The sequence below is a fragment of the Mesorhizobium sp. WSM4821 genome (assembly GCF_055901555.1).
In genome coordinates this window covers 119,499-141,859 of the sequence record NZ_CM148371.1, presented here as the reverse complement: position 1 = coordinate 141,859, position 22,361 = coordinate 119,499, and the positions used below count along the sequence as shown (strand labels likewise).

Annotated in this window: 16 protein-coding genes and 5 pseudogenes; 16 read left to right on the top strand and 5 right to left on the bottom strand. The window is 60.5% G+C overall.

Features of this window, described 5'->3' with window-relative positions:
* Positions 1 to 113: 113 nt before the first annotated feature.
* The 4 genes and pseudogenes from AC0NID_RS00620 to AC0NID_RS00605 form a co-directional block, all read left to right on the top strand.
* Complete coding sequence (locus AC0NID_RS00620; protein WP_473459477.1) at positions 114 to 1,358, top strand: site-specific integrase; 1,245 nt, start codon at positions 114 to 116, stop codon at positions 1,356 to 1,358.
* Positions 1,355 to 2,311: a tyrosine-type recombinase/integrase gene (locus AC0NID_RS00615; RefSeq protein WP_065011732.1), complete on the top strand. Its 957-nt coding sequence runs from the start codon at positions 1,355 to 1,357 to the stop codon at positions 2,309 to 2,311. The genes AC0NID_RS00620 and AC0NID_RS00615 overlap by 4 nt, the downstream gene beginning before the upstream one ends.
* 28 nt (positions 2,312 to 2,339) lie before the next feature.
* A complete protein-coding gene (locus AC0NID_RS00610) occupies positions 2,340 to 3,311 on the top strand; it encodes a tyrosine-type recombinase/integrase (RefSeq protein WP_474033392.1) in 972 nt (323 codons plus the stop codon).
* Positions 3,312 to 3,421: 110 nt separating this feature from the next.
* Positions 3,422 to 3,637, top strand: a pseudogene (locus tag AC0NID_RS00605) (transposase domain-containing protein); the annotation flags it as partial.
* Here the strand turns inward: AC0NID_RS00605 and AC0NID_RS00600 are convergent.
* Entirely contained in the window at positions 3,618 to 3,851 is a 234-nt protein-coding gene (locus AC0NID_RS00600; RefSeq protein WP_128160157.1) for a DUF6429 family protein, read from the bottom strand. The pseudogene AC0NID_RS00605 and the gene AC0NID_RS00600 overlap by 20 nt on opposite strands.
* Positions 3,852 to 3,905: 54 nt before the next feature.
* Positions 3,906 to 4,043, bottom strand: a pseudogene (locus AC0NID_RS00595) (IS6 family transposase); the annotation flags it as partial.
* Between the two features lie 253 nt (positions 4,044 to 4,296).
* On the opposite strand from AC0NID_RS00595, the pseudogene AC0NID_RS00590 reads away from it, so the two are divergent.
* Positions 4,297 to 5,077 (top strand): annotated as a pseudogene (locus AC0NID_RS00590) (IS5 family transposase).
* Here AC0NID_RS00590 and AC0NID_RS00585 read toward each other — a convergent pair.
* Positions 5,069 to 5,823 (bottom strand): annotated as a pseudogene (locus tag AC0NID_RS00585) (IS5 family transposase). The pseudogenes AC0NID_RS00590 and AC0NID_RS00585 overlap by 9 nt on opposite strands.
* Positions 5,824 to 6,126: 303 nt before the next feature.
* Here AC0NID_RS00585 and AC0NID_RS00580 point away from each other — a divergent pair.
* The 6 genes from AC0NID_RS00580 to AC0NID_RS00555 all read left to right on the top strand — a co-directional run bounded on the left by AC0NID_RS00580 (position 6,127) and on the right by AC0NID_RS00555 (position 12,834).
* Entirely contained in the window at positions 6,127 to 6,390 is a 264-nt protein-coding gene (locus AC0NID_RS00580) for a hypothetical protein (protein WP_473459425.1), read from the top strand.
* 7 nt (positions 6,391 to 6,397) lie between these two features.
* A complete protein-coding gene (locus AC0NID_RS00575) occupies positions 6,398 to 7,651 on the top strand; it encodes a sarcosine oxidase subunit beta family protein (protein WP_473459427.1) in 1,254 nt (417 codons plus the stop codon).
* Positions 7,652 to 7,665: 14 nt separating this feature from the next.
* On the top strand, positions 7,666 to 7,932 hold the full coding sequence (locus AC0NID_RS00570) for a sarcosine oxidase subunit delta (protein WP_473459429.1): 267 nt from the start codon (positions 7,666 to 7,668) through the stop codon (positions 7,930 to 7,932).
* Positions 7,929 to 11,018, top strand: coding sequence for a sarcosine oxidase subunit alpha family protein (locus AC0NID_RS00565; RefSeq protein WP_473459431.1), 3,090 nt, complete (start codon positions 7,929 to 7,931; stop codon positions 11,016 to 11,018). The genes AC0NID_RS00570 and AC0NID_RS00565 overlap by 4 nt, the downstream gene beginning before the upstream one ends.
* Positions 11,011 to 11,517, top strand: a complete 507-nt coding sequence (locus AC0NID_RS00560) for a sarcosine oxidase subunit gamma (RefSeq protein ID WP_473459432.1) — start codon at positions 11,011 to 11,013, stop codon at positions 11,515 to 11,517. The genes AC0NID_RS00565 and AC0NID_RS00560 overlap by 8 nt, the downstream gene beginning before the upstream one ends.
* Before the next feature lie 135 nt (positions 11,518 to 11,652).
* Positions 11,653 to 12,834, top strand: a complete 1,182-nt coding sequence (locus AC0NID_RS00555; protein WP_474033398.1) for a M24 family metallopeptidase — start codon at positions 11,653 to 11,655, stop codon at positions 12,832 to 12,834.
* A 341-nt stretch (positions 12,835 to 13,175) separates the two neighbouring features.
* On the opposite strand, the gene purU is transcribed toward AC0NID_RS00555, so the two are convergent.
* Positions 13,176 to 14,030 carry a formyltetrahydrofolate deformylase gene (gene purU / locus AC0NID_RS00550; protein WP_473459420.1) on the bottom strand — a complete coding sequence of 285 codons (855 nt, stop codon included), beginning with the start codon at positions 14,028 to 14,030 and terminating at the stop codon, positions 13,176 to 13,178.
* A 12-nt stretch (positions 14,031 to 14,042) separates the two neighbouring features.
* Positions 14,043 to 14,662: pseudogene (locus AC0NID_RS00545) on the bottom strand (electron transfer flavoprotein subunit alpha/FixB family protein); the annotation flags it as partial.
* 1,072 nt (positions 14,663 to 15,734) lie between these two features.
* Here AC0NID_RS00545 and AC0NID_RS00540 point away from each other — a divergent pair.
* From AC0NID_RS00540 to AC0NID_RS00520, 5 genes are all read left to right on the top strand, one after another.
* Positions 15,735 to 16,757, top strand: coding sequence for an ABC transporter ATP-binding protein (locus AC0NID_RS00540; protein WP_473459418.1), 1,023 nt, complete (start codon positions 15,735 to 15,737; stop codon positions 16,755 to 16,757).
* A complete protein-coding gene (locus AC0NID_RS00535; RefSeq protein ID WP_473459416.1) occupies positions 16,750 to 17,766 on the top strand; it encodes an ABC transporter ATP-binding protein in 1,017 nt (338 codons plus the stop codon). The genes AC0NID_RS00540 and AC0NID_RS00535 overlap by 8 nt, the downstream gene beginning before the upstream one ends.
* A gap of 129 nt (positions 17,767 to 17,895) precedes the next feature.
* The gene (locus AC0NID_RS00530; RefSeq protein WP_473459415.1) at positions 17,896 to 19,596 is read left to right on the top strand and encodes a peptide ABC transporter substrate-binding protein; all 1,701 of its coding nucleotides are present in this window, start codon (positions 17,896 to 17,898) and stop codon (positions 19,594 to 19,596) included.
* 95 nt (positions 19,597 to 19,691) lie between these two features.
* On the top strand, positions 19,692 to 20,699 hold the full coding sequence (locus tag AC0NID_RS00525; RefSeq protein WP_473459413.1) for an ABC transporter permease: 1,008 nt from the start codon (positions 19,692 to 19,694) through the stop codon (positions 20,697 to 20,699).
* Positions 20,692 to 21,678 carry an ABC transporter permease gene (locus tag AC0NID_RS00520; protein WP_473522369.1) on the top strand — a complete coding sequence of 329 codons (987 nt, stop codon included), beginning with the start codon at positions 20,692 to 20,694 and terminating at the stop codon, positions 21,676 to 21,678. The genes AC0NID_RS00525 and AC0NID_RS00520 overlap by 8 nt, the downstream gene beginning before the upstream one ends.
* Positions 21,679 to 22,361: the final 683 nt, after the last annotated feature.

Sequence of the window (22,361 nt, the reverse complement as noted above, 5' to 3'; positions counted from 1 at the left end):
GTGTGCGCGACGTTTGGGATGCGAGCGGATGCCGGGCATCCCCAGCAGGCCGGGCGACCGTAGGTTTACATAATCCTGATCTCCTCTGCGCGCCAACCGTAGAGGAGATCGTCATGAACCAAATCAAACTGCAGCCGGCGCCCCGTCAGTGGCTTGAGAACAGCCCGTTGGGGCCATTCTCGGAGCGCTATCTTGAGCACCTGGGCCGTGCCCGCTATGCGCCCAGCACCGCACGTGTTTATCTGTGCTGCATTGCCCATTTCGCCCACTGGATCTCGACCGAACGGCTCGCGTTAGAGTCCATAGGCGAAGCCGCGCGAGTTCGGTTTATCAGCGAGCATCTTCCCGTCTGTGACTGCCCTTATCCGGCCCGTCGCTTGCCGCACGAACTCAGGGCGGCCATCACGCATTTGCTTGCAGTGCTGCGTGCCGAAGGCGCCATTCCCGCAGCTACCGCACACACCACACATGGCGGGGAATTGGCGGCATTCCGGGCCTACATGCGCGATGTCGGCGGGTTAGCCGTCAGCACACGAGCGAGGCGCGAGCGGATTCTTCGACGCTTTCTTGAGGAACAGTTTCCGGAAGGGGAGATCTCTATCGCCGGCCTTGAGCCGGCGCGTGTGAGACGCTTCATCCTCGGCGAACTGCAGGGCTGGACGACCGCCACCATTCGCATTGTTGGGGGTGCGATCAGCTGCTATCTCCGGTTTCGGCAGATGATGGGCGACGACGTTCAGCATCTACTCGGCGCAATCCCTCGCGTTGCATGCTGGCGGCTGAGCAGCTTACCGGATGTGCTTTCCGACACGCAGATTGAGATTCTGCTCGCTTCATTCGACAAGGATTTCCCGTCGCGCCGGAGGGCCTACGCCATGGTCCGGTGCCTGACCGATCTTGGGCTCCGAACCAGTGAGGTTGTGCAACTGCAGCTCGGCGACATCGATTGGCGGCAGGGTACGATCCGCATTTCCCGGTCAAAGGGCCGGCGTTTCGACGTCCTTCCCTTGCCGCCCGAGACGGGTGACGCGATCGCTGCGTATCTGCGGCATGAACGTCCACCGAGCACGAACCGCGCAATATTCGTACGCCACGTCGCGCCCTATGACCTGCCGATCCAAAAAGACGTTGTAAGGCGCGCCGTTTTCGCCGCCTACAAACGTTGCGGCTGGTCTCAGACACGCGTTCATATCCTCCGGCACAGCGTCGCCAGCCGCATGCTGAACGCTGGTGTGCCCATGAAGCAGATCGCCGATATCCTGCGCCATCGGAGCATCGACACCTCCATGATCTACACGAAGGTCGACCTTCAGCGGCTCGCGGCGGTCGCTATGCCGTGGCCGGGGAGTGTGGCATGAGCCGGTCGCTGACCATGCAGGCGCGGATCGACGCCTATCTTGTGGAGCGACGTCGCCTTGGATTCTCGCTCGAGACCTCTGGCATAATGCTGCGGTCGTTCGCTCGCTTCGCCGATCTGTCCGGCCATCGCGGCCCGCTGACGACGACGCTCGTGGTCGCTTGGGTTCAGGGGGAGGCGCGGAACGCGACGCCAACCTCCTGGGTGCGCCGCCTCGAAGTGCTGCGGCCCTTTGCCGAGCATGAGAGACGTCTCGACCCACGGAACGAGCTTCCCGTAAGCAGCATATTCGGCAAAGCGCACCAGCGCCGGACGCCACATATCTACACCGACCAGGAGATCGTCGCTCTGCTGCAGGCGGCGCGGCGGCTGCAGCCGCAACACTCCATTCGACCGGCAACATACGAGACCATGTTGGGGCTGATCGCAGCCACGGGATTGCGGATTTCCGAGGCACTCAAGCTCCGATGCGGCGACGTCGACATTGCCGGCCGATGTCTGACCGTGCGCATGACCAAGTTCACCAAGTCAAGGCACGTACCATTTGATGCCAGCGTCGCCGCTGCGCTCTCGCGCTATGTGGCAATCCGCGCCCGCTCCGCTCCGGCCGAGTCGGATGCATCTTTCTTCGTCGGCGCCTCAGGGCAAGTGCCGTCCAAGCGTCAGGTCCATTGGACATTTCAGCAGTTGCGTCGGGACGCAAATATTGTTGCTCGTGGGGCCTATGACGAGGTTCGCATTCACGATCTGCGCCACACCTTCATCTGCCGGCGAGTGCAGCGCTGGCAGAACGAAGGCGCGGATATCGACAATGCCATCGCCGCGCTGGCCACCTATGTCGGCCATGCCAAGGTCTCCGATACCTATTGGTACCTGACCGGCATTCCCGACCTGATGGTCGCGGCCGGCGATCGCTTCGAAGCATTTGCGGCGGAGGAGCGCTGTCATGGGTGAGCAGACAACACCGTCGTTCGCCGCGCTGGTGCAGCGCTTCTTCGTCGAGCATCTGGGCCAACATCGCGCCGTCAGCCCGCGGACCATCGCGGCTTACCGCGATACGTTCCGACTGCTTCTGGCGTTTGCCGAGACGTCAATCGGCAAGCCTCCGAGCAAACTCGCGCTCACCGATCTGAACGCGCGACTGCTGCTCGATTTCCTCGACCATCTGGAGAAGGTTCGCGGCAACAGCGTACGGAGCCGGAACGCGCGGCTTGCCGCGCTGCGAACATTCCTCAAATACGCGGGACATCATGATCTTGACGCCCTCGGGATCATAGAGCAGGCGCTCGCCATTCCGATGAAGAGGGCCGATCGCCCGCTGATCGGCTTCCTGACGCGATCGGAGATCCAGGCCATCCTCGACGCTCCCGACGATGCGACATGGGCGGGGCGGCGGGATCGGGTGCTGTTCAGTCTCATGTACAACACCGGCGCACGCGTCTCCGAGATCATCGGAATCCGCTGCCGCGATATTGTTCTTGAAGGCCAGCCCGCCGTGCACCTGCATGGCAAGGGGCGCAAGGAGCGGTGCGTTCCCTTATGGCGCCCGACAGCCGCCCTTGTTCGGCGATGGCAGCGATCGCTGGGAGCAAACGCGCAGGACGGCTTCCTGCTGCCAAACCGCGCAGGCGCGAAGATGACCCGCTCCAACGTCACGCAACGGCTGGATCTCGCCGTCGCTGCAGCACGGCGCCATTTTCCCTCTCTCGCTGGCCGCTTGATCTCGCCCCATGTGATCCGGCACACGACAGCAATGCATCTGCTGCAGTCCGGTGTCGACATCACCGTCATCGCGCTTTGGTTGGGGCATGAAGACACCGCGACCACGCACATGTATGTGGAGGCCGATCTATCCATGAAAGAGCTGGCGCTCGGGAAGTTGCAGCCCCAGGAGGCCAGGCTTGGACGCTACCGACCGCCCGACAATTTGATGCGCTTCCTCGAAGCCCTCTGATTATGTCAAGGTCACCGAGGTGGAAACGGCGACTGGCCCACATCCGCCTCGGCCAACTGCGCATAATCCGGGCCTGAGCATAATTCCTGTTATGAAAAGGTATGCATAACCGCAAAGCTTGGTTGTTCGCGGGCTCCGATCGAGGTGCCGATCGGGCTGCCTTCATGGCGACGCTGATCAACACCGCCAAGCTCAACGATATTGACCCCCAGGCCTGGCTTGCCGACGTCCTCTCCCGCATCGCCGACACGCCGATCACACGACTCGAGGGCCTGCTGCCTTGGAACTGGCGGCCCGCTCGGGCGCTCATGGCGTCGGCCGCGTAAACAGCGCGCGAAACAGTTCCTCCGAGCGCCGAAGACCCTCGTCCGTCAACACCAAGGATTTTGCCTTGTTGACCGGGTCGGCGATCAGTCCCTTCCGGTGAAGTCGATCCGTCACGTCCCAGTCAAAGCCCTTCCAGGCGCACCGTTCATTGTGCAGGGTCAGCCAAAGCAGTGCCAGGACCGCATCATCGATCTTGTCGGTGTCGATCTCCATCGCTGCAGCTTAACACAGACCGCACCCCGCCGCGGCCCAGACCGGATGAATACAACGCAGTCGGCCCGGCCCGAACTTCTTTGCCCAGCGGCGGATCGTCTCATAGGAGACCACGATCCCGCTCCAGCAGCAATTTCTTCGACCAGGCGTAGGCTCAATGGAAACCAAAAAGAGCCAGACCGCGTGCGCGATGAGCCGGAGTCGAAAACGATGGCTGACAGCAGTCGTGTTCGCGCCACCGCGTCTATGCCGAAATTCCTGACACTTGGTTTATGCAACAAGCCCATGCCGGCAGTTGGCCGCGATCTAGTCACACCTGCATGACCGAACGGCTCAGCGGCGCTCGAACCACAAGGCTCATGAATAGGACGGGCTAGGGTCAGGACCCATTAAATTGTTGAATTGAATGAGCGATGATGATTCAAGGTGGCTGGAGGTGGCCACCATGGTGATTTGTTACTGCTGTCGCCGACGGATCGAGCCATTCTTTCCACGTTCGCACGGGGGTACCAAGGGTCGATGACCGACGGGTGCTGAGCGGGATTCTGTTCGTGATCCGTAACGGGCTGCGCTGGCGGGATGTGCCGGCCGCCTATGGTCCGCACAAGACGATCTACAACCGGTTCATTCGCTGGAGCCGGATGGGTGTGTTCAACCGCATTCTGGCCGAACTCTCGGCCCGGGGCGGCACAGACAAGCTGATGATCGATGCCACCCATCTCAAGGCGCATCGCACGGCAGCCAGCCTGTTCAAAAAGGGGCTCTACCCCGATGTATCGGACGGACCAGGGGCGGTCTGACCACCAAGCTGCAGGTGGTTTGCGAAGACCAGGGACGTCCGTTGCTGCTGCACCTGAGCGAAGGCCAGGCCAACGATCACAGAACCGCCGCTGCCGCGCTCGACGAACTGCCACCTGCCCGCCATCTGCTGCCCGATCGGGCCTACAGTTCCACTGGCTTCCGCGAGGCGCTCATCGGCAACGGCATCACACCCTGCATCCCGCCTCATGCCAAGCACCGTGTCCAGCACAGCTATGATCCGCTGCTCTACAGGCAGCGCCACAGGATCGAGAACATGTTCGCCCGCCTCAAGGACTGGCGACGCATCCACACTCACTCGATACGACCGATGCGCGCACAGATTCCTGTCAGCAATCGCCTTCGCTGCAGCGTTCATCTTCTGGATCAATGAGTCCTGCCCTAGGTCGTGTGGACACTTACCTTAGCCAGAGCACAGTTGCGGCGATGGTGACGACGGCGAGGTAGTTTCTGGCTGTCTTGTCGAATTGTCGCGACGCGTCTGAACTGCTTGAGCTTAGGGAAGCAGCATTCGATCAGATGGTGCTGGGCATAAAGGTGCTTGTCGATTGGGTATTTGCGCGCGCGTGACGGGTTGTTGGGAATGACGGCGATGGGTCTGCGATTTCCCGGCGCAAGGGGTCGGCGTCGTAGGCGGCGTCGCCCATAACGACCTTTGCGGGCAATCCCTCGATCAAGGTCTATGCTTGCGGGCAGTCGCCGCGTTGGCCGGCGGTTAGGGTGAAGCGCACCGGGCACCCAAGGCCTCGGACGGCCATGTGGATCTTGGTGCTCAGGCCACCGCGCGAACGGCCAAGGGCCCTGATCTTCAGACCCCCTTTTTTGGCACCCGAAGCGTGCTGGTGGGCGCGGATGATAGTGGAATCGACGATCAGATATTCGAAGTCGGGATCGTCCGACATCGCCGAAGATGCGCCACCAGACGCCCTTGTGGCTCCAGCGGCTGAAAACTTCGGAAGACGCTGTTCCAATCCCCGAACGCATCGGGCAGGTCGCGCCAGGGCGAGCCCGTGCGCACGATCCAAAGCACCGCTTCCACGAACATGCGATTGTCGCGGCCCGACGAACCCCGCGTCCGCTGGTCGCCGATGATGTGCGCCGACATGTGCTCCCACTGGTCGTCACGAAAAATCAGACGTTCGAGAACACCCATGGCTGTCTCCAAAAGACAGCCTTGAATCTGATTTGCTCAGCCATGGGAAATCCCAAGAGTCCACACGACCTAGCTGACGATGCACAAGAGCCCGACTCATCGACACATTGGCATCGGGTGGTGTTCAATCTTTCAACGAAGTCTAATTCAAACGTTCCGCATCCCAAGGGGCAACGTCGTCTGTCATCTGAAAACGCGATGGTACCATTCGCGACTTTATGTTGGTGAACCAACGCTATGTGGCGCATGTTTGACGGGCAGTGGTCGAACTGCATCAACCCCATCAACGCAAAGTGAAGTGAAGTGAAGATCAAAGATGTCCGTCTCGCGCCTGCCAATGGCGGATTTTTCTGTTGCGACCAAGTTGCTGTCCGGACCGGCGCGACTCAAGACATTCTCATCTATCTTGGTGAACTGACCACGCCCAAGTCTACGTCCGGCCGCATTCCTGCTTCTTCACTCAACGTTGGGCTTCTTCTTCCCGGCGCCACTGTGTTCAAGGACGATCTGACGGGCACCCGTTGCGCCGATCCCACTTACGACGCCAATTCAATTCAATATTGTTGATTCGCCAATGCGCTATTCCGGTTTCACTCTAATCTCTCAAGCCTTGAAAGGGCACACCGGCTGGCGGCCGGTTTGGCGTGACGCTTCGCCCAAGTCCACGTATGACGTTCTGATCATCGGAGGTGGCGGGCACGGCCTGGCGACCGCCTTCTATCTCGCCAAGAACCACGGTATTCGCAACGTAGCCGTGCTAGAGAAGGGCTATATCGGCGGCGGCAACGTCGGTCGAAACACCACGATCATCCGGTCGAACTACCTGCTCGACGGCAACACCCAGTTCTACAAATTCTCGATGAAGCTCTGGGAAGGCCTGTCGCAGGCGCTGAATTTCAACGTCATGTTCTCGCAGCGCGGCATGCTTATCACTGCCCATTCGGCCGACCAGTTCGACGGCTTCAGCCAGCGCGCCAATATCATGCGTCTGAACGGGATCGACGCGCAAGTGCTCGATGGCGACGAGGTGCGCCGGCTCGTTCCCTATCTCGATTTTTCGGAGACTGCGCGGTTCCCGGTTTGCGGCGCGATCTTTCTGCGTCAGGCGGGCACTGCGCGCCATGACGCGGTCGCCTGGGGCTACGCGCGCGCCGCGGACGCCCATGGCGTGGACATTATCCAGGGCTGCGAGGTGACGGGTTTTGTTCGTGACGGGGAGCGCATCGTCGGGGTTGAGACGACGAAGGGCCGGATCGGAGCCGGAAAGGTTGGGCTTGCGGTGGCGGGGCACACCTCGATGCTTGGCCGGAAAGCCGGCCTCGAACTGCCGATCGAAAGCCATATTCTTCAGGCTTTCGTGACGGAACCAATCAAGCCTCTCGTCCACCAAGTCGTCGCCTATGGCAGAGACCATTTCTATGTTAGCCAGTCGGACAAGGGCGGGCTGGTCTTCGGCGGCGGCCTCGACGGCTATAATTCCTATGCCCAACGCGGCAATCTCGGCATCGTGCGCGAGGTCGCGGAGGCGGCAATCGCCCTGATGCCGTGTATCTCGCGGCTGCGCATCCTGCGCCACTGGGGCGGGGTGATGGACATGACGCCAGACGCCAGCCCGATCATCTGCCCGACGCCAATCGACGGGCTCTATATCAACGGCGGCTGGTGCTACGGCGGGTTCAAGGCCACACCCGCCTCCGGCTGGTGCTTCGCGCATACCCTCGCCACGGGCGCACCCCATCCGCTCACCGCCGCCTACAGCCTCGACCGGTTCCGCACCGGCCGAACCATCGACGAGGCCGGCACTGGCCCGTTCGCCTGGCTACAATAGTTGGAGACTTTTGGATGCTGCGCATCGAATGCCCCTGTTGCGGCCCGCGCGACCACGACGAGTTCCGCTATGGCGGCGACGCGTCCTTTGTCCGTCCTGCCCACGACGACGCCGATTTCGAGGCCTGGTACTGTTCCGTCTTCGTGCGCGAGAACCCAGCCGGACCGCATCGCGAGTACTGGCAGCACGTGATGGGCTGCCGTCAATGGCTAGTGGTCGAACGCGATACACGCAACCACGAGATCGCCTGGGTCCGCTTCGCAAGGGAGGTGCGCGCATGAGGCGGCTTCACGAAGGCGGGCGGATCGACCGGTCGCAGCGGATCGACTTCACCTTTGACGACAGGGCTTTAGCCGGCTTCCGCGGCGATACGCTTGCTTCGGCGCTGCTGGCGAACGGAATCGGCCTTGTCGGCCGCAGCTTCAAGTACCACCGGCCGCGCGGCATCTATTCGGCCGGGCCCGAGGAGCCAAATGCGCTCGTGACTTTAGGCGCCGGTGGGCGGCGCGAGCCGAACGTGCCGGCGACCACGGTGGAGATAGCGGATGGCTTGGTCGCCGAAAGCCAGAACCGCTGGCCATCCCTCAAGCTCGACGTTCAAAGTATCAACGGCTTGTTCTCGCCGTTCCTGTCAGCCGGTTTCTACTACAAGACCTTCATGGGGCCGACGCGGCAGGCCTGGATGTTCTACGAACACTTTATTCGCAAGGCGGCGGGGCTCGGCCGCGCGGGCGAAAAGCCCGATCCTGACCGCTACGAAGTCCGTCATCTCTTCGCCGACGTCGTAGTGATCGGCGCCGGACCGGCGGGACTTTCGGCCGCGCTCGCTGCAGGGGAGGCGGGGGCTAGGGTGGTTCTCGTCGAGCAGGATTTCGTGGCCGGCGCTAGGCTTCTGTCGGAGCCGGCGGACGGCGAGGCCGGGGCTTGGCTTTCCCAAATATTCGCACGGCTAGCCGACATGCCGAATGTATCGGTAATGACGCGCACCACCGCGTTCGGCGTCTATGACGGCAATGTGCTCGGCCTTTTAGAGCGGTACTGCTCAGGAAACGCCGATCCGACAAAAAGCGAGGCGCGCCAGACGCTGGCGCTTTTGCGCGCGAATTCGATCGTGTACGCGACAGGGTCGATCGAGCGGCCGCTCACTTTCGCCAACAACGATCGGCCCGGCATCATGCTGGCCTCGGCGGCGCGGACCTATCTGAACCGCTTTGCGGTACTGGCGGGTACGCGAATGGTCGTTGCGGCCGATAACGACAGCGCCTACTCCGCAGCCTTTGATGTTGCCGCAGCCGGGGCGGAAGTGACGATAGCTGACAGCCGCGCCGAACCGACACATGAACTTCTGGAACAGGCGCGCCGTCGGGGCATCACCGTCCGCGCGAAATCGCTGATTTCCAATGCTTTCGGACGTCATACCCTGCACGCTATTGCGCTTTCCGAGCCGGGCGGTACGGCCACGGTAGAGTGCGATCTGGTCGCGGTCTCCGGCGGCTGGTCGCCGACGGTGCATCTGACCTCCCATCTGGGGGTTAAGCCGGTCTATCGCGAGGACATTCGCGCCTTTGTTCCCGGAAAACTTGGAGCGGGGCAGTTCGTGGCCGGCGCAGTCACCGGAACCTGGACCACAGCGGGGGCAATCGAGGAGGGGCATCGTGCAGGGGCCGAGGCATCTGCGCACTGCGGCGCAACGAAATCAGTCGGTTCGCCGGTCAGGCTCAATCTTAATGATATCAATGCGGGACCGAGCCCCCTCTCCGCCTCACTTCGTTCGGCGCCCCACTCCCACTTCGTGAGGGGAGAGTATGGGAGCCCTGCCATGCAGCCGAAACATACTCTCTCCCCTCGACCGGGGAAAAAGACATGGTTCGCGGAACGAACCGGAGAGCGGGCCGAAAAAGAGTCCAAAATTACCGAAGCCAAGGCCTTCGTCGACCTGCAGATGGACGTGACCACCAGTGACATCGCGCTGGCGCATCGCGAGGGATACCAGTCGGTCGAGCATCTGAAACGCTACACGACACTCGGCATGGGCGCCGACCAGGGCAAGACAAGCAATATGCATGCGCTCTCGGCCATGGCCGGCCTGCGTGGCGTGCCGGTCCCGGAAGTTGGCACCACAACTTTCCGGCCGCCCTATACCCCGGTCGCCATTGGGGCACTGGCCGGGCGCAGCATCGGCCATCATTACAAGCCGATCCGGCGCACACCAATGCATCACTGGCATGCCGCAAATGGCGCGCAGATGATGGAGAGTGGCCTCTGGATGCGCCCGTGGTTCTATGGTGCTTCCGGCCGCGACGCAAACGAAGCCTATGTCGCGGAGATGCGAATGGTGCGCGGGGCGGCCGGCCTGATGGACATCTCCACGCTCGGCAAGATTGAGGTCCAGGGCAAGGACGCCGCTGAATTCCTTGACCGGGTCTATGTTAACGGCTTTGCCAGGCTGCCGGTCGGCCGGGCGCGTTACGGCGTCATGTTGCGCGACGATGGCATCGTCTTCGACGACGGTACCGCGAGCCGACTCGGCGAGGGGCGCTTCTTCATGACCACATCGACCGCGAAGGCCGCAGACGTGATGTCCCGGCTGGAATTCCTGCTTGACACCGCCTGGCCGGCCCTGCGCGTTTCGGTGACTTCGGTTACCGACGAATGGGCAGCCATGTCGGTCGCCGGGCCGAAGAGCCGTGATATCCTCGCTGCAGTGTTTCCCGATCTGGACGTCTCAAACGAGGCGTTGCCGCATATGGGGCTGCTCGAAACGAAATTTCGCGACAGGGCCCTGCGAGTTATCCGCCTCAGTTTTTCCGGCGAGCGGGCTTACGAGATCTATGTCGGTGCGACCCTGGGCAAGGATGTGTGGTGCCGGCTGATGGAGGTCGGCGCGCCTTTCGGCCTGAAGCCTTACGGCGTCGAGGCTCTGGGCGCTCTGCGCGTCGAGAAGGGCCATGTCGCGGGACCGGAGATCGACGGCAGGACGACGCTCGATGACCTCGGGCTCAGCCGCATGGCGAGCAAGCGCAGCGGCTATGTGGGCGAGGTGCTTGGCCGCCGCGAGGCCTTCAGCGACCCGGCGCGCCCGCGGCTGGTCGGGCTGCGCTGCGTCGAGCCGGGCAAGCAGTTGCGCGGCGGCGCCATCCTGTTCAGGCCTGGCGAGCCGATGCATGGCCACGGTCTCGGCCGCATTACCTCGGTGACCTACAGCCCCACGCTTGACGCCTGGGTGGGGCTCGGACTGCTTGCCCGGAATGCCGCAGAGGAGGGCGCCGAGATCGTCGCCACTTATCCGATCGAAGGCCACACGGTACGGGCTCGGGTAGTCTCGCCCATGTTCCTCGACCCGAAGGGAGAGCGGCTCCATGGCTGATGGTTCGAACATGGCGGGGTTCGCGACGGCGGCTTATGACTGCGCGATCGTCCAATTCGAGGGCTGGGACGGCGAGATGGCGCAATTCGAGGCGGAACTACACCGGATGCTAGGCGGGCCGCTGCCGAACAAGGTCGGCGATACGGCGCGTCATGACGGCTGGCTCGTCGTTCGCATTGCGCCGCGCCGGTTCTGGCTGCTTTGCGACGGCCCGCCGCCTAATGCCTATGTCGATCCGGAACTCGGTTGCGCGCTCCCGCTCGGCGAGGGCAGCGTGCGGTTGCGCCTCTCCGGCGGGGGCCTCAAACATGTGCTGGAGCGGTGCGTCGCGGTGGATTGGGAGACGCTTGGCGAGGGACGGGCGGTCCAGACTGGCCTCCATCGCGTGCCGGTCCTGCTGCTGCGCAGGAGCGCATTCGAATGCGACCTTCTCGTCCCGCGCAGCTTCAGCAAGAGCCTGACCGAGTGGATGGTTGACGCCTCCGCTGGCGTTACCTGACTACCGCCTCGAACGGGTCGAAGTGGGCTGCCTACCTAGCCAAATGGACGATCGGGTTCAAGGCGCCTTTGAGAAAAACAAAGCCAATTGATTGCCTCGTGCAATCGTCATTTACCAGAGAGAGGAAAACTGCTCATGCCCACATCTAGTCAACAGGAACGCGCGCCTGCATTTAGTCAACAGGAATACCGCGAGCGCACTGCTCGGCTGCGACAGCAAATGGCGGCGAACGGTATGGATGCGCTGCTTGTCATGAACGAAAATAATATGAACTATCTCACCGGCTATGACGGGTACTCGGAGTACGTTCCGCAGCTCGCTCTCGTGTGTCAAGACGATGAAGATCCGTGGCTGATTTTGCGCGAAATCGACACTTTGTGCGCAACGCCCACCTCGTACTTATCGGAATCGCGCATCCTCAGTTATCCCGAGAAGTACATTGGGTCGAGCCAGCGGACGGCATGGCAGCCGATTGCCGATCTGATCCGCGAGCGCACCAAGTCGAGCCGCATCGGGGTCGAACTGACGGCCAAAACGTTTGGAGTAAAGGACCATGCCGCCCTCGGAAACAGCTTGGACTCCTCGAAGTTCATCGACGCTGATGGCATGATTTCTAAGCTCAAGAGGGTAAAATCACCAGCTGAGCTTGCCTACATGGAACAGGCCGGAAAGATCGTGGATAGGGCCATGCAGGTGGGCCGGCTCGAGATCGCTGCTGGGGCGCGCGAATGCGACGTAGGGGCTGCCGTCACGCATGCTTTGGTCAAAGGCACACCGGAAATTCCCGGGGGTGTTTGCGCCTTTCCAACCATGCCGGTTGGCTCTCCCGCCAACGCACCGCATCTTTCGTGGTCCGACGCGAGCTATAAGATGGGCTGTCAGACTAATTTCGAGATTGGCGCCTTTCGACACCGTTATGCCTGCGCCCTGTCACGGACGGTTTTTTTGGGCGAGCCAACGGCTCGGGCCCGGCACCTGCATCAAGCCGCCCTCGACGGCTTCCTCGCGCAGGTCGAAACGCTACGGCCGGGAGTTAAGTGCTCTGAAGTTTCGCAAGCATTCCAGCGCGCCTTTAAACCATACGGCGTGCGTAAGGAATCCAGGAGCGGCTACTCCATCGGCCTTGGTTGGGTCGACAGCGGAATCAGCTTCCAAGAGGACGACGACACCGTGATTGAACCCAACATGACCTTCCACGTCCTCATCGGCATTTTTGAGAAGGATGACGGCTACATCTTCAGTGAGACTGTCCGAGTGACCGAGAACGGCGCCAAGTCGCTGAGCAGCATGCCCCGTGACCTGCTGGTAAATTACTGACTGTCCAGCATTGCGATGCCGGCGCTTGCTCAACACCAATGCGCCGGCGTGCAGGAGGTCGATCATCGAGCCGGGCTGCCGAGTTCAAGGACTAACCAGCAGACCATAAGCAATAATGGTTTTTAGGCAGCTATTGCGGGTGCCAAGCGCGGTCACGAGAAGCCACAAAAGCCAGATCACGATCAAGCCTGCAGCCGCTGGGATACCCTGCAGGTTCCTGTTTGTCTGCCATCGCCCAAAAAATCCGGTTACAGCTGGACCAGTAGCACGTGGTCCCATAACCGCTTCCGAGCCTCAAGCCGCTGTGCCGCTGATTGCCATGTTTCATCACGGCGTGTCAGTCAACTTGAGAATACGATTGTTTTATATCCGTTGAGCATGATCCGCCGCTCCAAATGTAGCTTGACCGCCCGCGCAAGAACCCGGCTTTCGATGTCGCGGCCCGTTGCGACGAAATCCTCCGCGCTCATCGCATGCGTTACGCGCTCAGTCTCCTGATCTATGATGGGACCTTCGTCGAGGTTGGGCGTCACGTAATGCGCGGTAGCGCCGATGAGCTTCACTCCACGCTCGTATGCCTGATGATAGGGCTTTGCGCCCTTGAAGGAGGGCAGGAAGGAATGATGGATATTGATCACCTTGCCGAAGAGGTGAGTTGACAAGTCGTCGGACAGGATTTGCATGTATCGGGCCAGGATCACGAGGTCCGCGCCAGTCTCGCGCACGAGACCCAGCAGCTTATGTTCCTGCTCGGTCTTGGTGTCCTTGCATACCGGCAAGTAATGATAGGCGATCCCCTCCCGCTCGGCGACCCCACGGCTGTCTTCGTGGTTAGAGACGATCGCGACCACGTCCGCGTTCAGCCAAGCGACTTTGATCTGGTAAAGCAGATGAAGCATCGCATGGTCGAATTTCGACACCATGATGATGATTTTCGGCCTACGGCGCGCATCCACGGTCTGGACACACAAACCGAAGCGGTCGATTGCCGCTTTGAGCGCACGCTCGATTGACGCTGTCGCAAGCGACTCGTCTCCTTCAACGGCCAGACGCATGAAGAAGCGATTGCTGGTGCGGTCCCAAAACTGGCTGCTCTCTGCAATGTTGGCACCGAGCGCAGTCAGTCCGGTAGCGACGGCCGCGACGATGCCGGGGCGGTCATCGCAGGTTAGAGTTAATATCTGAAGTTGAGACATTGTACCCTCGTGTCAAATAGATCTGGGCAGAATGACGAAGAGATCGCCGACGAGGCCGTTGTCGGCGACCTGGAAGATCGGCGCTTCCTCGTCCTAGTTGATGGCGACGATGATCTTCGAATCCTTCATGCCGGCGGGTTGCTGGATGGCGCCGGAGAGGCCGACGGCGATGTAGAGATCGGGTGCGACCACCTTGCGGGTCTGGCCGACCCTGCCAGTCGCGGCGCGTAGCCGGCATCAACGGCGGCGCGAGATGCGCCAACCGCCGCACCGAGCTTGTCGGCGATCGGCAGGATGACTTCCTGGAACTTCTCCGACGAGCCCAGCGCCCGGCCGCCCGAGATGATGATCCTGGCCAAGGTCAGTTCGGGCCGGTCGATCTCCGAGGGCCTGTTCTCGACGAAGATGGAGAGGCCGGGGTCTGCTGCCGCCGAGACATGCTCGATGACAGCCGAATTGCCTTGGCAGGCTAACGGAAAAGAAGCCGTCAGCACCGCAATGATCCATGCATCGGTGGACTGCACGGTCTGGATGGCGTGGCCGGCCTAGATCGGCCGCTTGAAGGTGTCGGACGAAACCACGGCGATGATATCGGGCACCTGCATGACTTCTAGGAGCGCGGCGGCCCGCGGTCGCCGGCGCGACCAGCGTGTCATAGCCGTCGGGCGTCGGCGAGCAGCATCTTGCGCCGCCCTTGAAAAAAAACGCGCCGTTGCCCGGCATGAGCAGGATATCAATGGTCCGCACTTCGGTTCGCTCGATTTTCGGACCGCGTTGACGGCCGGCTGCTGTGGGGTGGCTGATCCGCCAAGTATCTGCCACTTGGCTTCGGTTCCGCCAATATAATGTTCCGGACGGTGCCATCGCGTTTTCAGATGGCTGGCGCCTGCTCTTGACGACAGTCGCTCTCTAAAGTCGAGGGCCCGAACAAATACGGCTGTAAATTGGAGCCCATGCGAGACTCTTGCGTAAGCGGTTGGATGCTAGCAATGAGCCAAAATTCGGCGAAGGCGATCGTTCACTCGAACTTTTAGCCATGCGCCAGCAGCGGCCAGCCAAGCGAATGTTCGCTCAAATTACCCAGCGGCTTGGAAGGACTCCAAAGCCGCAGCGCCATCAGGCCGGATGACGATCTCAAGCACGAAGATTCCAACCTTCTGGAGTCCGCCATTAAGTTCGGGTTCGCATAACCGCCGTTGGGGAGACATGACGAAACCATGTCGCCGCATCAGGGTGCACACCTATGCCGAATGATGGTTGTAAACAGCTCTGTTTTTTATAGAGGTTTATTCGGTCGTAGGCGCTTTTCGTATGAAACCAAGCCTGGGAGGTGCGCCACCATCCGCGATGAGCTCGACCGCAATTATCAAGAGCGACCGCACCAGCGGCGCTCAAACTCACCGCGCCCCAATCGCGCCATCAATCAGGCTTGGCCCATCTCGCTTCTAGATGACGACAATATAGAATCTCTAATTGACGCATACCGCCCGGCCGCTGATGTTCAACGAAAGCCGCGATGGCGTTCGCTCGACCGGCCACAATCAAATGAAAGACTCGCCAATAGTCGAAAAGAAAAGGGAGGAATACCGATCAGTTCAGTTGCCTGTTCTACGTGAAATACACGTGGCGCAGCTTGAGATGATATGGGCCGAGCTATCCGGGATTCAGGTGGAGGGCGTTCGGTGAACCGAGGGGGTAGCTTTGGTGGAGCCGACATCGCACAGAATAACCGACGCGCCGGTCTTGCAGGCGTCGGATCTGCGGATTGTTTTCAGGACCCGCGGCACCGCGATCCATGCCGTTAACGGTATCAGCTTTGAACTCCAGCCCGGCGAGCTACTGGGCGTTGTCGGTGAAAGCGGCTCTGGCAAGAGCGTTACGATGATGTCGCTCATGAAGCTTGTGCCATCGCCGCCTGCCGAAATCATGTCCGGAAGGGTGCGTCTCGGGTGCCGGGATCTTTTGTCGCTTAACCCGATCGAAATGCGTAAGGTTCGTGGCGGCGAGGTTGGGTTCATCTTCCAGGACCCGATGACGTCGCTCAACCCCGTATTGACGGTCGGCTACCAGCTGATGGAGCCGTTAAGGAAGCATTTCGGTCTCAGCCGTAGCGAGGCGCGCAAGCGTGCGATCGAGCTTCTCTCCCTGGTTGGCATACCCTTGCCACAGGACAGGATAAACGACTATCCCCACCAGTTCTCCGGCGGGATGCGCCAGCGGGTGATGATCGCTATTGCACTTGCCTGCGAGCCAAAGGTGCTTATCGCCGATGAGCCGACGACGGCGCTTGACGTGACGATCCAGGCCCAGATTCTGGAGCTCGTCAAGAAGCTCCGTCAGGAAATCGGCATGAGCGTCATCTGGATCACGCATGATCTTGGTGTTGTGGCCGGGATCGCCGATCGGGTGATGGTCATGTACGGCGGGCTCGTTGTCGAGCGCGCCGCTGTCGACGATCTTTACGCAAATCCCAGTCATCCTTATACACGCGCGCTTCTGGAGACGTTGCCGAGGCCCGACCAGGAGGGACGGGAGCGATTGAAGAGTGTCGTCGGCCAGCCGCCACACCTTGCTGCCTTTCCGACGAGCTGCCCCTTCGCACCACGATGTCCGCATGTCTTCGATCGCTGCCGTGTCGAGAAGCCGCCGCTGATGACCGTGCGAGAAGATCACGAATCTGCCTGCTGGTGGGATTTGACCGGGCAGAGGCCGCGCGACGATGTCTGAGACAAGTATCCCCACCAGAGAAGCACAGCTTAGCCCGGACGACGTTCTAATCCGCGTCGCTAACTTGGCCGTGCACTACCCGACTTATCGTGGTGTCTTCGGGCGCCAAGCTGGCGCCATCAGAGCGCTGGACGGTGTGAATCTGGAAGTCAGGCGCGGCCAGACGCTCGGGCTGGTGGGCGAGAGCGGCTGCGGCAAGTCGACGACAGGACGTGCCATCTTGCGCCTTTGCGACACTACCGGGGGCCGCATCGTGTTTGATGGCGAAGACATCACGCATCTGGAGGGCAACAAACTGCGCCGGATCCGCCCGCGCATGCAGATGATATTCCAGGATCCGCAGGCATGTCTCAATCCGCGCATGACCGTCGGCTCCATTGTTGCCGAGCCGCTGAACGAGCACGGCGCACTGAAAGGCAAGGAAAAGGAAAGGCGAATTCGCGAGTTGCTCGATTCCGTCGGTCTCAATCCGAGGTTCGCCAACCGCTATCCGCACGAATTTTCTGGTGGCCAGCGCCAGCGCATTGGCATCGCCAGGGCGCTCGCGCTCAATCCCGATTTCATTGTCTGCGATGAGCCGATTGCGGCCTTGGACGTCTCCATCCAAGCCCAGGTAGTCAATCTCCTCAAAGACCTTCAGGAGCAGTTCTCGCTGACATACCTCTTTATCAGCCACGATCTTTCAATGGTTCGTCACCTCTGTGACGATGTCGCGGTGATGTATCTGGGCAAGGTGATGGAACTCGGCCCACGCGAGCTCATCTACAAAGACCCATTTCATCCCTACACGAAGGCGTTGCTCTCTGCGGTTCCAGTGCCGGATCCGAGGGTCGAACGTGCGCGCCACCGCATCATCCTGACGGGCGATGTGCCGAGTCCGGCCAACCCGCCTTCAGGGTGTCGATTTCACACCCGCTGCCCGGTGGCGTTCGACCGGTGCGCGTCAGAGCAACCCGCTTGGCGAAAGGTGGCTGGCGACCGGTGGGCCGCTTGCCATAGGACCGAGTAATCAGTGGAAGCGAGATTTCTCTCAGGAGGTTTGCACTAGCGCGTCCGTGATCGCAAGAGGCCGGATTTGGCGTGGGGCAACAAGGCCGGAGTAAGCCAGGCCGAGGTTTAAAAAAAGGAGAACAACAGAATGTCTAGATTGAAACCACTTCCAACTGCGGGGGTCATCGTCACCCTACTCGTTACGTCTGCATTTGCCGATCGCGGCACAGACGGCGCCGTCAACATCCTGAATTGGCAGGCGTCTTCGATGATGAACCCGTACCTCTCGGGGAGCGACATTGACGCCGTCCCTGCCTCGCTGGTGCTTGAACCGCTAGCCGGCTATGACGATAACGGCCAGCTTTTCCCCCGACTTGCGGCGGATATCCCGACCATCGAAAACGGCGCGGTCTCCAACGATCTGAAGTCAATCACCTGGACGCTGAAGCCTGGTCTCAAATGGTCGGACGGCACACCCGTTACCGCGAAGGACGTGGTTTTCACCGCCAACTACTGCATGGACCCAAAGGGCGGCTGCGCAGCACTTAGTAGGTTCCAAGGTGTAGACAAGATCGAGGCGCTGGACGACCTGACCGTGAAAGTAACCTTCAAGGAGCGGACCGCAGTCCCCTATACGCTTTTTGTCAGCATGTGGTCTCCGATCATCCAGGCCAAACAGTTCGCTGACTGCCTGGGGGCTAAGGCCCCGACCTGCACGGAAGCCAATTTCTATCCGGTCGGCACTGGGCCGTTTGTCGTCACCAATTTCAAGCCGGGTGACGCGATCCAGCTTAAGGCCAACCCGAACTACCGGGATTCAAATAAGCCCGATGTCGCGGAGGTAAACTACAAGGGCGGGGGCGATGCGCTCGGCGCGGCCCGTGCAGTGCTGCAGACGGGCGAATATGACTATGCCTTGAACATGCAGCTCGCTCCGGACGTGCTGACCAAGATGGAGAAAGCAGGCAAGGGCAAGGTGCTCTCGTCCTACGGGACGTGGGTCGAAACCCTCTTCATGAACCTGACCGATCCCTCGCCCAGTCTCCCGCCGGACGAGCGTTCGACGGCTAAGCATCCAAACCCGATCCTCGGCGAAGTTCGCGTGCGCAAGGCTCTGTCGATGGCACTAGACCGCGCGAAGTTGAGTGAGCTCGGCTACGGCTCGATGGGCAAGCCCACCTGTGACTGGATCCCGGCGCCGGCAAACTTCGCCGCCGGCAATACGGAGTGCCTGAAGCAGGATACTCCGGGTGCGATGACGCTTCTTGATGAAGCGGGCTGGAAGCCGGGTCCGGATGGGATCCGGGAGAAGGACGGCAAGAAGTTGAAGCTCACCTTCGTGACGACGACCAATTCGACACGCAATCAGTTCCAGGCGGTCATCAAGCAGTGGTGGCACGAGATCGGCGTCGACGTTGAATTAAAGAGCCTCGACACTTATGTCTTGTTTGGCAGCGATTCGAGCAGTCCGGACACAGCCCAGAAGTTCTATGCCGACGTCCAGATGTGGACCAATTACTCTAGCGGTACCGATCCCGGCTCATATGTAGAAACCTTCACCTGTAGCGCAGTCCCGCAGCCGAACACGCAATGGCAAGGCTGGAACATGCCTCGCTACTGCGACAAGGACTACGATGCGCTGGTGACAGAACTCGCTCATACCGCTGACGTCAAGACGCGCGGCGAGATAGTGAAGAAGCTCGATACGGTGCTCGTGGACAGTTACGCGATCATGCCGATGGTCTGGCGCGCCAACGTCTCTGGGATTTCCAACACGCTGGGCGGCCCTGCTATGAACGCCTGGGATTCGGAGTTGTGGAACGCTCAGAACTGGTATCGCAAAAAGTAAGATTTCCTGCGCGTTCTTGTAAGGGCGCCTAGCTTTCTATTTCCCACGCCGGCCGCAGGCATTATTGCCCCGGCCGGCAGCAATAGGTCCGACGCATGCTCAACTATACTATCCGACGGCTGCTTATCGCAGTCCCGACGCTGTTCTTGATCAGCCTCGTGATCTTCTCGCTGCTCAAAATAGCGCCAGGGGATCCGCTATCGCAGTTGCCACCTACCATTCCACCTGAAGTGCGCGCGAACATGCGCGCCGCTCTTGGCATCGACGAGCCGCTGATCGTGCAGTATCTCCTTTGGCTGAAGCTGTTCTTCGTAATAGAGCCGCTGCATGGCTTGGACGTTCTATTCGGGACCCATTTTTCGGACGGTATGCAGCGCATCATCTCCTGGCAATCGCGCGGCCCGGTCTTCAGCGTCATCGCCGAGCGCCTTCCGCAGACGCTGCTGGTCGTTGGCCTCGCCTATATAGTCGGGGTGCTGATTGCTCTGCCGATCGGTATCGTATCAGCCTACAAACAGTATTCTGTGTTCGATCAGATCGGCACTTTCGTTTCGATGCTCGGCCTTGCCGTGCCGCCTTTCTTCTCGGGCGTTCTGGCGATCCTAACTTTCGCCGTCTACTTCGACTGGCTTCCGACCATCTACAACACCAATCTCGTCGTCAACACGTGGAGCAGTTTCGTGGAGCAGCTTCGGCAAATGGCGATGCCAGTGATGGTGCTGGCAGTTCAGACCACCGCCTCCATCAGCCGCTATCTACGCTCGTCAATGCTTGACAATCTCAACCAGGACTATGTCCGCACGGCTCGCGCCAAGGGCATAAGCGAGGCCGCGGTCGTGTTCATCCACGTGTTGCGCAATTCGATGATCCCGGTCGTGACCGTAGTCGCGCTTGGCCTGCCAAGCATTTTCGGCGGCGCCATCGTGACCGAACAGATCTTCAAGGTAAACGGAATCGGCCAACTTCTGATCACCGCCATATACGCCAATGACGTACCGATGGTGCAGACATTGGCCTTCATCTTCGCAGTGCTAATCGTCGTCTTCAACCTGATCGCCGATCTGCTTTACGGCTTGCTCGATCCCAGGATTCGCTATGACTGAGCTGCTTCGCGACAACGAACCGAAAGAAGTCGCCGAGGCGCTTGTTTCGCAAACACGAGCGATCGATCCTATCGCCGGTGTGGACCCTGTGGTGCTCGCAACGCCGTCGCGCAACCAGCGGTGGGACGTGTGGCACCAGTTCAAGGCCCACAAGGGCGCCCTCGCCGGGGCTGCCGTCTTCTTCCTGATTGTAGTCGGTGTCGTCTTCGGCCCCTTCGTTTGGCGCGTAAGTCCCACCTATATCGACTTCACGACTTTAAACTCGGGACCAAGCTGGGCCCATCCGTTGGGCACCGACCAGCTTGGGCGCGATCTACTTGCGCGGACGATGACAGGCGGTCGCATATCGATCGCCGTCGGGCTGACGGCGATGGTCATCTCGATTTTTCTCGGCACTCTTGTCGGGGTCGTTGCCGGTTATTTCAAATCCCTCGATGGCCCGCTGATGCGGCTCACTGATCTCTTTCTGTCATTACCGGTGCTGCCACTGCTTTTGATCACAGTGATGCTGTTCCGCGACGCTGTGGCGAACATTCTCGGAGTCGAGATGGGGAATTTCATCCTCATCGTGTCGGCTATCGGATTGACGAGCTGGATGCAAACTGCGCGGATCGTTCGCGGCGAAGTTCTGGCCGTCAAACGGCGCGAATTCGTGTTAGCGTCGCGCAGTATCGGCGCACCGCCGCGTCGGATTATCCGTCGTCATGTGCTGCCCAACATCATGTCGCCGATCATTGTCTCAAGCACTCTCCAAATAGCCGATGCCGTGATTTCGGAAAGCTTACTATCGTTTCTTGGCCTCGGTTTTCCGCCGGATTTCCCGACCTGGGGGCGGCTGCTCTATGACGGAATCGAATACATCCAGGATTACCCGCAACTAGTGCTATGGCCGGGCATTGCGATTTCGCTTACAGTTCTCAGCGTCACCTATATCGGCGACGGTCTCAGGGATGCGCTCGATCCGCGACTGCGGCGATGATGCACGTTTGGGACCGAAATCATACGACGGGAAGAACGTACTTCCAGCCGGGACGTGGGCGAGGCCTTTGTCGTGGAGCGAGGGGTGCGTGTAGAAGCCGGCTAAAATTAATGGCCATCTCCACGCTTGGCAGATCGAGGTCCAGGGACCGGACGCGGCTGAATTCCTCGGCAGGGTCTATGTTAATGGCTTTGCTAGGCTGCCGATCGGTCGCGCACGTTACGGTGTTGCGCGACGATACGGCCCGGCGAGCGAGTGCAAGGAAGACTTTTCCACCTCGATATCACGTTTGGCGAGTTTGAAAGAAGTTACATCGACAGACCGCAGAACCGGACGGCAACTCGGCAAGCCATATTTCGGGATGAAATCTTATCTGCTGCCAGATATCGGGTTGATCCGTAAGCGATGCGCCGAGGCACCTTTTCTGAGATCGTCCGGTGATGTGTCTGTGGTAGGTCGGTCGTTGGTCCGCGCACCGCCGCCGATCTCACCGGGTCGTCATAACGGGTGACGTGGTGGAGTTCGCGTAGGGCGGGGACGTGCTCGATGAATGCGCGGTCTCGGGCCCCGGCCTGGGCTTGCCGAGGACGGGCTTTCCTTTTTGTCGACGCAGTAGGTCAGGATCGGCAGCAGCAGGCCGTGATCGATTGTCGAGGTCGAGTAGCCGTTTCCAGGTTTTGATG

What these genes read in the sequence shown, in the direction of transcription:
- AC0NID_RS00620 (WP_473459477.1), top strand. Translation starts at nt 114, where the DNA reads ATGAACCAAATCAAACTGCAGCCGGCGCCCCGTCAGTGGCTTGAGAAC.
- AC0NID_RS00615 (WP_065011732.1), top strand. Translation starts at nt 1,355, where the DNA reads ATGAGCCGGTCGCTGACCATGCAGGCGCGGATCGACGCCTATCTTGTG.
- AC0NID_RS00600 (WP_128160157.1), bottom strand. Translation starts at nt 3,851, where the DNA reads ATGGAGATCGACACCGACAAGATCGATGATGCGGTCCTGGCACTGCTT.
- AC0NID_RS00575 (WP_473459427.1), top strand. Translation starts at nt 6,398, where the DNA reads ATGCGCTATTCCGGTTTCACTCTAATCTCTCAAGCCTTGAAAGGGCAC.
- AC0NID_RS00570 (WP_473459429.1), top strand. Translation starts at nt 7,666, where the DNA reads ATGCTGCGCATCGAATGCCCCTGTTGCGGCCCGCGCGACCACGACGAG.
- AC0NID_RS00565 (WP_473459431.1), top strand. Translation starts at nt 7,929, where the DNA reads ATGAGGCGGCTTCACGAAGGCGGGCGGATCGACCGGTCGCAGCGGATC.
- AC0NID_RS00560 (WP_473459432.1), top strand. Translation starts at nt 11,011, where the DNA reads ATGGCTGATGGTTCGAACATGGCGGGGTTCGCGACGGCGGCTTATGAC.
- AC0NID_RS00555 (WP_474033398.1), top strand. Translation starts at nt 11,653, where the DNA reads ATGCCCACATCTAGTCAACAGGAACGCGCGCCTGCATTTAGTCAACAG.
- purU (WP_473459420.1), bottom strand. Translation starts at nt 14,030, where the DNA reads ATGTCTCAACTTCAGATATTAACTCTAACCTGCGATGACCGCCCCGGC.
- AC0NID_RS00535 (WP_473459416.1), top strand. Translation starts at nt 16,750, where the DNA reads ATGTCTGAGACAAGTATCCCCACCAGAGAAGCACAGCTTAGCCCGGAC.
- AC0NID_RS00530 (WP_473459415.1), top strand. Translation starts at nt 17,896, where the DNA reads ATGTCTAGATTGAAACCACTTCCAACTGCGGGGGTCATCGTCACCCTA.
- AC0NID_RS00525 (WP_473459413.1), top strand. Translation starts at nt 19,692, where the DNA reads ATGCTCAACTATACTATCCGACGGCTGCTTATCGCAGTCCCGACGCTG.
- AC0NID_RS00520 (WP_473522369.1), top strand. Translation starts at nt 20,692, where the DNA reads ATGACTGAGCTGCTTCGCGACAACGAACCGAAAGAAGTCGCCGAGGCG.